Raw genomic sequence first — 11,858 nt, 5'->3', positions numbered from 1 at the left:
AGTCACAAAAGTGCATGCCGTATCAAAGAAGTGTGACCTTTACTTCATTACTTTCAAACATTCTTTCAATCGGCGACTTTTCCAAACAAACAAAAAGAACCAAATGAGCAACACCGCCGTTATAGAATTCGACCAACTAAACGCCCCATTATCGAGTTTGATTTGATAGATAACCAAACCAAAGTGACCACCAATTAATAGCAAAGTAAGCCCTCTCCCCCAGCTAATGAAGCGATTTAACCAAGCCCTGTCTGGGTTTCGAAAACCAATCAACCACATCAATAAAATGGAAGGAAGACCAATGGCTAAACCAAGATACAGTGTGTCTTTTACTGGGTAGATCATTTCAAGAAGCTTGCTACCTGATTCTCGGCTGACCCCTGCTACAACAAATACGACCCAAGCTTTCGCTAAAAATATCCAACCGAGCCAAAGCCAGATTGGCGCTTTTAAGTAACCATGTTTGTCGTAATCTTCAATTGGATAGCGCACTATCACCTCTGCATTTCATAATGGTAGACTAGGGACTTCACCCTACAAACCAAACATATCAACCCCCGGTTAGCAATGAAACATAAAAAAAGTACTCCATCTCCAGAAACACAATCTGATGCCCAAAAAATTGCCAAAGCAACGCAAAAGCCAGGTCAAACAAAAGAACAGACCAAGCTCATCGTTCAAGGTATCGAGAAAGGCATTACGCTGTATAAAAAGCAACAAAAAGAAAGACAACGCGATGCCGACAAAGCGAAGAAACAGGCGCAAAGAAGCAAACAGCGGACAGATTTGGTCGAAGACAATCAATCAACCGTGCCAACGACAACGGAAAGATCATCCAATCTATTGCCTTGGATGCTTCTGGTTGCAAGTTGGGTTGGCTTTATTGTTTATGTATTAGGAATTGCATAATGTTTACGTGATGAACCCCCAGCAATAGCAATGTAAAGAGGTTGTTGGGATGGAATCCGTTGGGTTTCTCGATGGGAAAGGGCTTTCTGTATTGCGAAGACCGTTTGAAATAAAGTCAGCCGATGGCGTTATGTTTGTCAGTCGAGCCGTGTTCTACACAGACTCTGATGGTGAAGAAATTGAGCTTGTTGAGAGCATGTAAATTATAGGCTCTCTGCTTGTATGAGCACTACTTAAATCACTCATACAAATTCAATCACTTATACAAAAAACCAGCCTACAATGTTGCAGACTGGTTGCGTTTCCAACAATCAAGCTCTGTGTTCCTTTGAGTCTACCGACCCTAGTAGCCTAACGTCGATGCAATGTCTTTTTGTCTGTCTAAAACCCATTGGCTATCAAATGGTCCCCAATCCGACAACTGATAATACCCATCATTATGGCGACGTCCATCCTGCACAAACATGAGCTCTATGCCCAACCCTGGTAAGGCTTTCAATACATCTTGAATGGTTCGTCTAGGCCAACCTGTTATTTCAATCAGCTTAGGAACATTCGGTCTATCTAGGCTTTCAACCAACAAAGCCAAATATAATCGTCTTGCAAATACAGGATTCAAATCCATTGATGCCTCCTACCACTGTATTTTTGCTAGAGCTAGACGCCCTAGTGACCTACTCCTGAGGTCTCGGATAAATCCCCACACCAACTGGGTCTATTCACATTATTGGTTTTCTGGCACGCAGAATGTTGCGCTTGATCAAATTTGATGAGATTGGAGGTGATTAAGTTCTCGTTTATCGTGCGTGAAACGATTTGTTTCTATTTGGGAAGAGCAGAGTGCAACCACACACACCAATTACTTACCAAGGACTCAATATAGAACATCAATTTTACTCCCACACGCGGTTTCCTCTTGCTCCACTTTGTCAACCTGATAGGATTTGGGCTTCGGAAGAAAAAAGGATAAGAAAACGCTATGGCAAACACTATGTATGGCATTCCTAACTGCGACACAATTAAGAAAGCAAAAAAGTGGTTGGAAGCTGAAAACATCGCATACGACTTTCACGACTACCGTAAGCAAGGTATCGATAAAACCATGGTGGAAACGTTCTGCGAAAAATTGGGATGGGAGCACGTCTTAAACAAGCGTGGAACCACATTTCGCCAGCTATCTCAAGAGCAAAAAGATTCACTCAATGAACAAACGGCGATTGCATTACTGGTGGAACACCCAGCCATGATCAAACGCCCTATTTTAGTGGTGGAAAATACCTACCACCTTGGCTTCAAAGCCGATCAGTACCACACTATTTTTAAGTAAGTAAGGATTTTCAAGGATGACAGACAGCCCTGTATTGGCGCTTGCCAAAGATCTCATTAGCCGCCCATCGGTCACTCCGTTGGATGAAGGCTGCCAAGAACTCATGATCAATCGTTTAAAAGCGCTAGGGTTTGACATTGAAATCATGGTGTTTGAAGACACCACCAACTTTTGGGCTCGACGTGGCACACAAGCACCTCTGTTTGCCTTTGCTGGGCATACGGATGTGGTACCAGCGGGTCCTTTAGAACAGTGGCACACGCCACCTTTTGAGCCAACGGTTATTGACGGGCACTTGCATGGTCGCGGCGCCGCCGACATGAAAGGCTCGCTGGCCTGTATGGTGGTTGCGGTTGAACGTTTCATTGCTGCAAACCCTGACCACAAGGGCTCCATCGCATTTTTGATCACATCGGATGAAGAAGGACCTTTCATCAACGGTACTACTCGCGTAGTGGATACCCTTGTCGAAAGAAATGAAATCATCGACATGTGTATCGTTGGAGAGCCTTCAAGCACTTTGCACGTTGGTGATGTGGTTAAAAATGGTCGCCGCGGTTCTATCACAGGCGATCTTGTTGTGAAAGGCACACAAGGTCATGTCGCTTACCCTCACCTAGCGAATAACCCAGTGCACCATGCACTGCCCGCATTAGCGGAATTGGCTTCCACAAAATGGGATGACGGCAACGAGTACTTCCCACCAACCAGTTTCCAAATCCCAAATTTGCATTCTGGTACTGGCGCGTCGAACGTCATTCCTGGTGAATTCAATGTTCAATTCAATTTTCGCTTCAGCACAGAATTGACCGATGAAGAAATCAAACGCCGCGTGCATTCCACACTCGACTCTTATGGATTGGACTACGATCTTAACTGGACGTTGAGTGGTCACCCATTCTTAACCGATACGGGTGAACTTAAAGACGCAATTGTGAAAGCCGTTGAAAGAGTCAATCACAAGAAACCTGAATTGCTGACGACGGGTGGCACTTCAGATGGTCGTTTTATTGCGACCATGGGTGCGCAAGTAATTGAACTAGGGCCAGTTAACGCCACCATTCATAAGGTTAACGAGTGCGTGAGCATAGCAGATTTAGAGCTACTGACGGATATGTATGAAGCCACATTAGAAGAGCTATTGGCAAACAAATGACGCCAGCCCAACTGACCGGACAAACCCAATCCCACCTTTTAGAGTACTTCATTGGTACTCAAAAGGTACTGGCTCATCCCGACGCAGGAAAAGCATTAACCGCCCTGCATCAGGCAGCCAAAAACAAAGGGTTTGAACTGGCAGTTGCCAGTGGATTTCGCAGCTATGAACGTCAGAAGTCCATTTGGAACGCCAAGTATTCTGGTCAGAGGGCTATTTTAGATAACCATTCTAACCCTATCGATGTCACAAAGCTGTCGGACGAAGACAAAGTGATCGCCATTTTACGTTGGTCGGCATTGCCGGGAGCAAGTCGCCATCACTGGGGCACAGATTTCGATGTCTACGCTAAGAACGGTTTGCCTAAAAACACACCGTTACTATTGGAACCTTGGGAATACCAAACTGGTCATCAACAAGATTTTGCAGAATGGGTGCAGGAAGCCATGCAAAATTTAGGCTTTTTTCTGCCTTATGATGAAGATTTGGGCGGCGTCGCAATCGAGCCATGGCACATAAGCTACCGTAGTGTGGCAAGTAAAAATCTTGCTTCATTAACGACCGACATCATTCGTGAGGCATTACATCTCTCCCCTGTTGAAGGGCAAACAGTGGTGCTGCCTTTACTCGATGCCCTATACAATCGCTTTATTATCAATGTGAGGGACTAAGATGGAATTTCTAACCAACCCTTGGGTCATTATCACCGTCGTCTTGGCCGTCGTTATCGGTAACATTGCGGCGTTAAAATACACCGCGAAAATGAAGTTTACACCGCCCGAGAAAGGGAAAAACGATATAGATAGGCTTAACGAATTGGATAAAGAGAATCAAAGCAAAAAAGACAACGAAAGCCAGCATTAAGCGGTTTGCATGGACAGATCATTAATGTAGACGTGGTGATTAAGGGGGTCGCTTGGGTTAGCCGAAACCGTCGCTAGCTGCCAAAAGTTGGGGGCTTACGAGCTTCCACTTACGTTTGCGTATACCCTGTTCTTATCGTTTCCGCGGTAATTGAGCCCAATCCTCTAAACTGCCGTACGGATCAGAAAGGCAAAGAGGCATGGTCTGGGTGTCGTAACCTTTCGGGCCACTGGATATAACAAAGCCCACTTCACAAAGTGGGCTCTATCGATTTAAGCTCTGCTTACTTTAATGAATTTTCCGCAACTTTCGCTAATATCGGCACTAAGTCCGTAAGCAATGGTTCACTAATAGGTTTATCAGATCCATCGGTTACGTTGATGGATGTTCTGTTATCTAAATCCCCCATCAAGAAAGTAAATGATCTACCATTCAAATCCAACGGTTTCACGCCAATATCTTGCCAGAACTTGTCGTCTGGTTTGGCGTACTTCACTTTAATTATGCCTTGAGACTGGTTACGCTCTTCAATATTAAACCCCATTTTCGGCAAAATCGTTGGCATGTGTTGCCATAACGTCGCGTACGGAGTACGAGCGATGATGACAGGTAACCCACTTCGGTCTTTACCAAGGCTGATCGGAATTCGCTTCACCAACTCCTGAGCCTTCAATGCCGCTTCGGCACGCAGGTTTTGATCGTAAGTCGAGGTCACTAGATTTGTCATCAGGATGTTGTAGCGCTCTTTGTCTGTCGCTTTAACAGGCTTAACTTGCTTACCTTCACGCCAGTCGATGAGTGAAATCTTAAAGCCGTAGCGGCGGTTCGATTCCAGCTTTTCTAGCGCATAACGGCTGCCAAGCTCAGAGTCTTCATCTTCCGATTTCCAAGTTACCCAATCCGTCTCGATCCGAGTATTGGTGTTTTCTTTTACGCCAATACCTTGGTTTGAAAGCATCTGTAAAGCAGTTCGCCACACTTTATCTTGTTCGGTTTCTCGCACTAACCATAGAGTCACTTCACCCTCTTTCACTTCCGTACGTGCACCGGGGATGAGTTCTAAAATCTGTTGTGGTGGACGAATGTCAACGTTCTTGCCAATTCCGCCTGCGTAGTCGCCGGCTGGAATATCGTAATCAGGGTAGAACTGTGGTGTGGCACCTTGTGGAAGTAACCACTCTTTCAACGGTGTTGAATCAAGGTACGTAAAATCATCTTTCGCCTGACGGCGAGATGACGGATCACTTGAACAAGCAGCGAGAACAAAAACAGCCAGCGAACTGATCACTAGCTGACGTGAAAGCTTCATTAAAACTCCTAAATACAACCCGAAGCGCTTGGCTTCGGGGTTAATTTTGTGGGTTCGTTGGTTTGATCCTAGCTGATCCCAGCTTCTGCTAGAGACTGTTCAATAACAGGCTGAGCATCGATAGAAAGCTCCGTCATCGGCAGCCTTAAACTGCCATTCGCAATCAAACCCAGTTTGTGCGCGGCCCACTTCACAGGAATTGGGCTCGCTTCAATAAATAGGTTTTTGTGCAGTGTCATCAAGCGTGCATTGATGGATTCAGCTTCTTCATACTCACCAGCTCGAGCTAAGCGCATGATTTTAGCCATATCTGCTGCCGCAATATTGTTTGTTACAGAGATGACGCCATGACCACCTAGCTTACAAAATTCAAGCCCTGTCGAGTCATCACCACTTAGTAAGATAAAATCTTCGCCACAAAGTTCACGGTGAATTGCAACTCTTTCTAAATCGCCCGTTGCATCTTTCAATGCAACGATGTTCTCAATTTTGGCGAGACGAGCGACTGTCTCTGGTTGAAGGTCAACCGCTGTGCGACCGGGTACGTTATAGAGAATAATCGGTACATCACTGGCTTCAGAGATGGCTTTGTAGTGCTGGTATAAGCCTTCTTGAGTCGGTTTGTTATAGTAAGGAGTGACACTTAAGACCCCCACAATACCCGAGCCTTGAAGCAAGCGGCTGAACGTCACTGATTCGTGAGTAGCGTTTGCCCCCGTTCCCGCAACCACAGGAATACGACCATTAGCGTACTCTACTGCTTTGTTCACCACCTTGACATGCTCTTCGATTGTTAGAGTGGCCGACTCACCCGTAGTGCCCACCGCGACAATTCCATCGGTGCCCGCTTCTACGTGGTATTCAACAAGTTGCTTCAGGCTTTCGAAATCCACTTCACCTTCACTATTAAACGGTGTCAAAAGCGCAACCCAGCTTCCAGAAAACATGTCCATCTCCTTAATAAATTCTCATACCAAATGGCGTCACTTCAACGACCTCCAGAAGGTCTATCTCAGCTCAAATGGGCTTCTAGCATGGTACTGTAACATCCTTGAATAAAACAAGGGTTCAGAGCGCCTTAGATGACAATCTCACGTTAATAATTGGAGGTGGAGCATAGATTGGTCGAAAAATTATCGAATTGGATGTACTTTCAGGTTTTCCCATTGAAATTCTTCGTCGGTATCCGAACGAATAGCCGGAACTGTGCTAACATGCAAATTAACAGTTATTGAAAAATTGCCCCTCATGTTACAACATTTAGTGATTACCGCTGTTGGTACAGATCGCCCAGGTATCAGTAATCAAATTACGCATTTGGTTACCGAATCGGGATGCAATATTATCGACAGCCGCATTGCACTCTTTGGCAGCGAGTTTACGTTGATTATGCTGTTGTCTGGGAACAACCACAGTCTCGCTCGAGCTGAGACTCGGCTCCCTCTTTTAGGTAAAGAACATGATCTGATTACGATCATGAAGCGTACCTCTCCTCATCAGCGCCCTGACCACGTTTATCGGATAGAAGTGTTTGTCGAATCGGAAGATAAAATGGGTCTGACTGGAAAATTCACGCAGTTTTTTGCCGACCGACATATTGGCATATCTTCGCTGAGTGCACAGACCATTGATAAATCTAAGGTCGAAAAAGAACAACATCAATTTCATATTGCGTTGACTGCCTACGTCGATGGCGAATGTAACTTGATGCAACTGGAAGAAGACTTCCAATTACTGTGTTCACAGCTATCGGTTCAGGGTTCACTGAATTTCATAAAAAACAGCCAGTAAAAATAAACGAGTGCTCAATGGCAGCGTTGGCTGATGACGCGCCATCACCCGCAGGCGTATCTACGCAGATAACATTAATTTAAAAAGTAAGGATTAGACCAATGGCAATCGAAGCCGGACAAACTGCACCAGATTTTACCCTCAATGACCAAGACAACAACCCAGTAACACTGTCTGAGCTTAAAGGAAAGAAGGTACTGCTTTACTTCTACCCACGCGCTTCCACACCTGGCTGTACGGTTCAGGCTCAAGGGCTACGTGACACGAAAGCTGAATTGGATGCTCACAATGTTGTTGTTCTTGGTGTCAGCCCAGACAAACCGCAAAAACTGACTAACTTTATCAACAAGCAAGAGCTGAACTTCACTCTACTTGCTGATGAAGAGCACGAAGTATGCGAAAAATACGGTGTTTGGCAACTCAAGAAGTTCATGGGCCGAGAAAACATGGGTGTAGTAAGAACAAGCTTCTTGATTGACGAATCAGGTAACCTTGAGCATGTATTCAACAAGTTCAAAACCAAAGACCATCATGAGGTCGTTTTAGACTATCTCAACAGCAAATAACTTTCTCAACAGCAAGTAACTATCTCAACAGCAAGTAATTTTCTCAACAGAAAGTAACGTCCCTCGGCTAATATCTCGCCGCTTTACATTCGAGATTGACTCAGGGTGCACTCAAACGGATCAACTTTCGCCAAGATCTTTATCCTCTAACCATAACGTAAGTTGACGAGCTGCTGTTTTTTCAATAACCAACAGTTCACGTGCAAGAGTAAACTATGGTACAGAGCGTACCCTGAAGTGAGGTGAGGCAAGCCATTCAGTACCACGAAAGCAGAATGGCTTGCCTAGCTGGGCAGTGTTTTTAAGTGATTAGAATTTCAATTGGTAGTTTAAAGTGAAAGTACGACCGCGACCTTTGTATTGGTATAGCGCATCGCTGCCCGTGTACCAGTGTTGAGCTCGCTGGCTCCAAGTCGTGTAATAGTTTTCGTTAAACAGGTTCTTTATACCGAAGCCTAGGCTACCGACAGGGAGCAGGTAGTGACCTGCGAAATTAACCACGGTAAAGCCGTTGAGCTCGCGCTGGTCAGCGTCTTCGTAATCAAACATAGTCAGACTTTGAAGCTTCAGGCTGTAGTCATTGTCGTACCAACCAACCCATGCCCCCGCTTTAGAAGTACTGGCTTCCATCGCTTTGTGATCTTCCCAGCCTTTGTCTGTTTCAGTTTCGGTCACGACATAGTGACCGAGCAGACCAAGCTGTAGCCTGTCTGTTGCCCAGTAGCTAATTTGAGCTTCGGCACCATAGACACGTTTAGGGTCTGCAAGTCCAGAGATAGACAAATCATCTTCATACTGAACTGTTGCGCTTGAGTGCGAGTAATAGAGCGCAGATTGTAGCGAGATATTGTCTAGCTCGTTACGATAACCGATCTCGTAGCTGTCTGTTTTGATTCCATCAAGCTTAGAAGCCGCAACATCTTGAGTCGCACTCTTACCGTAGTAACGATAGAGCTGAGGAATATCAAACCCTTGTGAGAAGTTAGCCCAAACCTGAGACGTCGGGTTTAGGTGATAGATAGTACCAAGGTTAAACAAGCCTTCGGCGTAGTCTGTCGAGCCACCAGGAATAAAGTGGGAGCGAGAAGTCGCTTGAAAGTCAGAAATATCTACGTCCATTTTCTGGTAGCGATAACCAGCCTGTAGCGACCAGTCTTCAGTGATGCCGTATTCCGCTTGGATGAAGCCGGCGATAGATTGGGTGTCAATACCTGGGTAGCGACCCTGTATTTCCTTGATAACGTGGACTAACCCCCCCGTCGCTTCAGTCGTTGCCGGATCGTAGATAGCTTTATCGCTGTCAAATTTATCAATGTAACCGTCAATACCGTAAGTCAGGTTCCAAGATTTAAATGATGTATTCAACGCTGCTTTCATTGCCAAAATGTCCGTAGATTGGCGAGAAGAGTTGGTTGACAGAGACGTCCTCCCATCGACTGTGTATGGCATGAAGGTGTGATCTTCAGTACGGTAAGATAGCTCTGCGATTAGTTGATGGCTTAAGAAGTTATTGTTGCTGTAAGCCGCACTCAGCATCATACGCTCTGTGCCTTGTTCACGATCCGCAGAGTAGCCTTCTCTAACATCCACAAACTGGAAAGTACCGCTGCCATTTTTTTCAAAATAAAGACCGTAAGGCGTATCTTGTTGGCTATCGTAGTATTGCGCTAACACGTTTAGCTGCTGACCTTCAGCGATGTGAATTTGTAGGTTACCTAGTAGGTCAATGGTTTCGTTAAACTGGGTCGAACCCTGAGTAATATCCGGCGTTATTATCTCGCCGTCAGCATCGAAATAGCCTTGTGTTTTAGTGTAAGCGACCGATGCGCGACCTTGAACTTTCTCGTTACCACCAGCAATAGACTGAGCCAGTTTGTAGTCAACATCTTCGCTTGATGAGAAGCCCGAAGTTCCACTAACAAACGATTCAAATTCCACGTCTTCGCCAGGCGCTTTCTTAGTGATGATATTGATAACACCACCCGAAGATCCTGCACCATAAATCGAAGTCGCCCCTGAAAGTACCTCGATGCGATCGATATTGAACGGGTCAATGGCGTCTAACTGACGACTCAGGGAGCGCACAGACTGAAGAGATACCCCATCAATCATAACCATCAGGCTGCGACCACGTAGGTTTTGACCAGAATGGGTGCGACCGCCACTGCTTACATCCAGTGAAGGGATAGTCGCAGCCAGAATCTCATCAAGGCTTTTACCACCACGGTACGCTTGCTCGATAGTTTCCGAGTCAATGTACCAAACGGTTCCCGGAATATCACTGATCGCTTTTGGCATGTGGCTTGACACAACCACCATCTTCTCTTCACCGGTGTACTCTTCGGCTTGTACGGGGAATGCCGTGGCAGCAGCGACGGCTAATGCGATGGCAGATAGCGAAAAACTTCCTTTTTTAACGTTCATTTTCTTCCCTATGTTTATTGTTTGTAGGCTCCAAAGGAGTTCATTTTTTTGTGTAGTGACCTTAGTTTTTTCTTTGGTAATTAAGCCTTTGTCTAGGGGGTCTCCGAGACAAAGGCTTAAACTGGCAATAAGTAAAATCGGCTCAAATGGTGGTTTTTGCGCTGTTCAAACTTGGGCTCAGCCAGTCGATCATTCCGCGACCTGAATCGGTATCAAATAACGTTTTACCTACAAGACGATTAATGATTTTTGCACTTCGCCACGCCATCAGGCTTAATTGCGGCTCGGCGATACCATGACTGTGCATGCCAGCATTCACTGCAAAGATCTTGTTGGTTTGCTGACCTTCCCACTTAAGTTCGAAGTCAGAATTCATCTGATAGCGATTGTGTTCGTCCATATCTAACAGAGGCAGCAGGTTGCTCAAACAAGCTGGCGAAGGTGCTTTAAAACCGGTCGCCAGAATAACAATGTCCGCTTGGTGAGCTTCCAAGTTTTGCCCTAGAGCATTACTGGCTGTTAGCTTGAAGCCTTGAGAATCTTGGCTCATGTGAGTGAGGGTGCGGTGAGGCAACAATTTGACCCACTTATCCTCTTTGAGAACATCAAAGCGGTGGTAGAGCTCCTGATAAATGGTCAGCAGGGCTTTCTGGGTAATACCGTCAGAGGTGAGCTTCTGATTGGTGACTTCCGTATTTTTCACTGTCGGAGACAAGTTAATAAACGCATCGACATAATCAGGTGTGAAGAACTCGTTCGTAAACGATGCTTCATCGAGTGGCTGATAGTTAGAACGACGTGACAACCAGTCTAACGACTTTGGCTTGCCCCACTTATTTTGCAGTGCATTGATAAAGATATCTGCGCCACTCTGACCACCACCGATGATCATCACACGCTTGTCTGTGAAGTCTCTTTGACGAAGACCAACTTCAGCAGCGTGGAAAACACGTTCACCAATATGAGCTTTCGCACACTCAGGGATAGACGGAACTTTACCAGTGCCAATACATAAGTTGTTAGCCTGATAAGTCCCTTGGTTTGTATGCAGGTTGAATGCTTTACCTGTGTATTCGACCTGTTCTACGCGAGTGGAGAACTGAACATTGTCCATCTGATGCGCAGCCCACGCCAAATAGTCTGAGAACTCATGGCGGCTGATGCACTGAAGTTCAGCCGACAGAAAGCGATAGAACTTTTTGTTTTTGACCAGGTAAGAGAGGAACGAATAACGGTTCTCTGGGCTGATCGCAGTCACTAAGTCCTTTAGGAACATGGTCTGCATGTTGGTGTTATCCAGCAGTAATCCTGGATGCCATGCAAAGCGTTCTCTGCCTTCAAAAAAGCACGACTTAATTTGTGGTTTTTCATTTAGCAGAGCAGCAACGCTAAGGTTAAATGGACCTGCCCCGATACCGGCTAAATCGAGTTTGACGTTGTGAGTGTGTTCCATGAGTACAATCCTTTTCTTGGGTTATTTATGCGGCTTAACTTGCCGTTATTATTGTTTTG

At 45.6% G+C, this 11,858-nt stretch carries 14 protein-coding genes; 8 read left to right on the top strand and 6 right to left on the bottom strand.

Going from position 1 to position 11,858, the window contains the following annotated elements; genetic code table 11:
- Positions 1–39: 39 nt before the first annotated feature.
- Positions 40–492 (bottom strand): DUF2919 family protein, encoded by a 453-nt coding sequence (locus HC752_RS03675; protein WP_190333767.1) that lies wholly within the window; start codon positions 490–492, stop codon positions 40–42.
- Between the two features lie 75 nt (positions 493–567).
- On the opposite strand from HC752_RS03675, the gene HC752_RS03670 reads away from it, so the two are divergent.
- Together HC752_RS03670 and HC752_RS03665 are read left to right on the top strand one after the other, a co-directional pair.
- Positions 568–909 carry a DUF2956 domain-containing protein gene (locus HC752_RS03670; RefSeq protein ID WP_190333766.1) on the top strand — a complete coding sequence of 114 codons (342 nt, stop codon included), beginning with the start codon at positions 568–570 and terminating at the stop codon, positions 907–909.
- A gap of 49 nt (positions 910–958) precedes the next feature.
- Entirely contained in the window at positions 959–1,111 is a 153-nt protein-coding gene (locus HC752_RS03665; protein ID WP_190333765.1) for a hypothetical protein, read from the top strand.
- A 141-nt stretch (positions 1,112–1,252) separates the two neighbouring features.
- Here the strand turns inward: HC752_RS03665 and HC752_RS03660 are convergent, their stop codons facing one another.
- Positions 1,253–1,534, bottom strand: a complete 282-nt coding sequence (locus HC752_RS03660) for a winged helix-turn-helix domain-containing protein (protein WP_190333764.1) — start codon at positions 1,532–1,534, stop codon at positions 1,253–1,255.
- A 354-nt stretch (positions 1,535–1,888) separates the two neighbouring features.
- On the opposite strand from HC752_RS03660, the gene HC752_RS03655 reads away from it, so the two are divergent.
- From HC752_RS03655 to HC752_RS03640, 4 genes are read left to right on the top strand one after another with little or no spacing between them, the layout of a single operon-like run.
- Complete coding sequence (locus HC752_RS03655) at positions 1,889–2,236, top strand: ArsC family reductase (protein WP_190333763.1); 348 nt, start codon at positions 1,889–1,891, stop codon at positions 2,234–2,236.
- Between the two features lie 16 nt (positions 2,237–2,252).
- Positions 2,253–3,392: a succinyl-diaminopimelate desuccinylase gene (gene dapE / locus HC752_RS03650; protein WP_190333762.1), complete on the top strand. Its 1,140-nt coding sequence runs from the start codon at positions 2,253–2,255 to the stop codon at positions 3,390–3,392.
- Positions 3,389–4,063 carry a M15 family metallopeptidase gene (locus HC752_RS03645; RefSeq protein ID WP_190333761.1) on the top strand — a complete coding sequence of 225 codons (675 nt, stop codon included), beginning with the start codon at positions 3,389–3,391 and terminating at the stop codon, positions 4,061–4,063. The genes dapE and HC752_RS03645 overlap by 4 nt, the downstream gene beginning before the upstream one ends.
- Before the next feature lies 1 nt (position 4,064).
- On the top strand, positions 4,065–4,256 hold the full coding sequence (locus HC752_RS03640; RefSeq protein WP_190333760.1) for a DUF2897 family protein: 192 nt from the start codon (positions 4,065–4,067) through the stop codon (positions 4,254–4,256).
- A 283-nt stretch (positions 4,257–4,539) separates the two neighbouring features.
- On the opposite strand, the gene bamC is transcribed toward HC752_RS03640, so the two are convergent.
- Together bamC and dapA are read right to left on the bottom strand one after the other, a co-directional pair.
- Positions 4,540–5,565, bottom strand: coding sequence for an outer membrane protein assembly factor BamC (gene bamC / locus HC752_RS03635; RefSeq protein WP_190333759.1), 1,026 nt, complete (start codon positions 5,563–5,565; stop codon positions 4,540–4,542).
- A gap of 68 nt (positions 5,566–5,633) precedes the next feature.
- A complete protein-coding gene (gene dapA, locus HC752_RS03630) occupies positions 5,634–6,512 on the bottom strand; it encodes a 4-hydroxy-tetrahydrodipicolinate synthase (RefSeq protein ID WP_190333758.1) in 879 nt (292 codons plus the stop codon).
- 301 nt (positions 6,513–6,813) lie between these two features.
- Here dapA and HC752_RS03625 point away from each other — a divergent pair, with 301 nt between their 5' ends.
- On the top strand, positions 6,814–7,356 hold the full coding sequence (locus HC752_RS03625) for a glycine cleavage system protein R (RefSeq protein WP_190333757.1): 543 nt from the start codon (positions 6,814–6,816) through the stop codon (positions 7,354–7,356).
- Between the two features lie 101 nt (positions 7,357–7,457).
- Positions 7,458–7,922 carry a thioredoxin-dependent thiol peroxidase gene (gene bcp / locus HC752_RS03620; RefSeq protein ID WP_190333756.1) on the top strand — a complete coding sequence of 155 codons (465 nt, stop codon included), beginning with the start codon at positions 7,458–7,460 and terminating at the stop codon, positions 7,920–7,922.
- Between the two features lie 309 nt (positions 7,923–8,231).
- Here the strand turns inward: bcp and HC752_RS03615 are convergent, their stop codons facing one another.
- Both HC752_RS03615 and HC752_RS03610 read right to left on the bottom strand, forming a co-directional pair.
- The gene (locus HC752_RS03615) at positions 8,232–10,346 is read right to left on the bottom strand and encodes a TonB-dependent receptor (RefSeq protein WP_190333755.1); all 2,115 of its coding nucleotides are present in this window, start codon (positions 10,344–10,346) and stop codon (positions 8,232–8,234) included.
- Between the two features lie 142 nt (positions 10,347–10,488).
- Complete coding sequence (locus HC752_RS03610) at positions 10,489–11,799, bottom strand: lysine N(6)-hydroxylase/L-ornithine N(5)-oxygenase family protein (protein ID WP_190333754.1); 1,311 nt, start codon at positions 11,797–11,799, stop codon at positions 10,489–10,491.
- Positions 11,800–11,858 lie beyond the last annotated feature (59 nt).

The sequence above is a fragment of the Vibrio sp. S9_S30 genome, assembly GCF_014694455.1.
GTDB lineage: Bacteria > Pseudomonadota > Gammaproteobacteria > Enterobacterales > Vibrionaceae > Vibrio.
Note: the sequence above shows the minus strand (reverse complement) of the source record. Positions and strands in the feature narration are given on the sequence as shown.

What these genes read in the sequence shown, in the direction of transcription:
- bamC (WP_190333759.1), bottom strand. Translation starts at nt 5,565, where the DNA reads ATGAAGCTTTCACGTCAGCTAGTGATCAGTTCGCTGGCTGTTTTTGTT.
- bcp (WP_190333756.1), top strand. Translation starts at nt 7,458, where the DNA reads ATGGCAATCGAAGCCGGACAAACTGCACCAGATTTTACCCTCAATGAC.
- HC752_RS03615 (WP_190333755.1), bottom strand. Translation starts at nt 10,346, where the DNA reads ATGAACGTTAAAAAAGGAAGTTTTTCGCTATCTGCCATCGCATTAGCC.
- HC752_RS03670 (WP_190333766.1), top strand. Translation starts at nt 568, where the DNA reads ATGAAACATAAAAAAAGTACTCCATCTCCAGAAACACAATCTGATGCC.
- dapA (WP_190333758.1), bottom strand. Translation starts at nt 6,512, where the DNA reads ATGTTTTCTGGAAGCTGGGTTGCGCTTTTGACACCGTTTAATAGTGAA.
- HC752_RS03610 (WP_190333754.1), bottom strand. Translation starts at nt 11,799, where the DNA reads ATGGAACACACTCACAACGTCAAACTCGATTTAGCCGGTATCGGGGCA.
- HC752_RS03655 (WP_190333763.1), top strand. Translation starts at nt 1,889, where the DNA reads ATGGCAAACACTATGTATGGCATTCCTAACTGCGACACAATTAAGAAA.
- HC752_RS03665 (WP_190333765.1), top strand. Translation starts at nt 959, where the DNA reads ATGGAATCCGTTGGGTTTCTCGATGGGAAAGGGCTTTCTGTATTGCGA.
- HC752_RS03640 (WP_190333760.1), top strand. Translation starts at nt 4,065, where the DNA reads ATGGAATTTCTAACCAACCCTTGGGTCATTATCACCGTCGTCTTGGCC.
- HC752_RS03625 (WP_190333757.1), top strand. Translation starts at nt 6,814, where the DNA reads ATGTTACAACATTTAGTGATTACCGCTGTTGGTACAGATCGCCCAGGT.
- HC752_RS03645 (WP_190333761.1), top strand. Translation starts at nt 3,389, where the DNA reads ATGACGCCAGCCCAACTGACCGGACAAACCCAATCCCACCTTTTAGAG.
- dapE (WP_190333762.1), top strand. Translation starts at nt 2,253, where the DNA reads ATGACAGACAGCCCTGTATTGGCGCTTGCCAAAGATCTCATTAGCCGC.
- HC752_RS03660 (WP_190333764.1), bottom strand. Translation starts at nt 1,534, where the DNA reads ATGGATTTGAATCCTGTATTTGCAAGACGATTATATTTGGCTTTGTTG.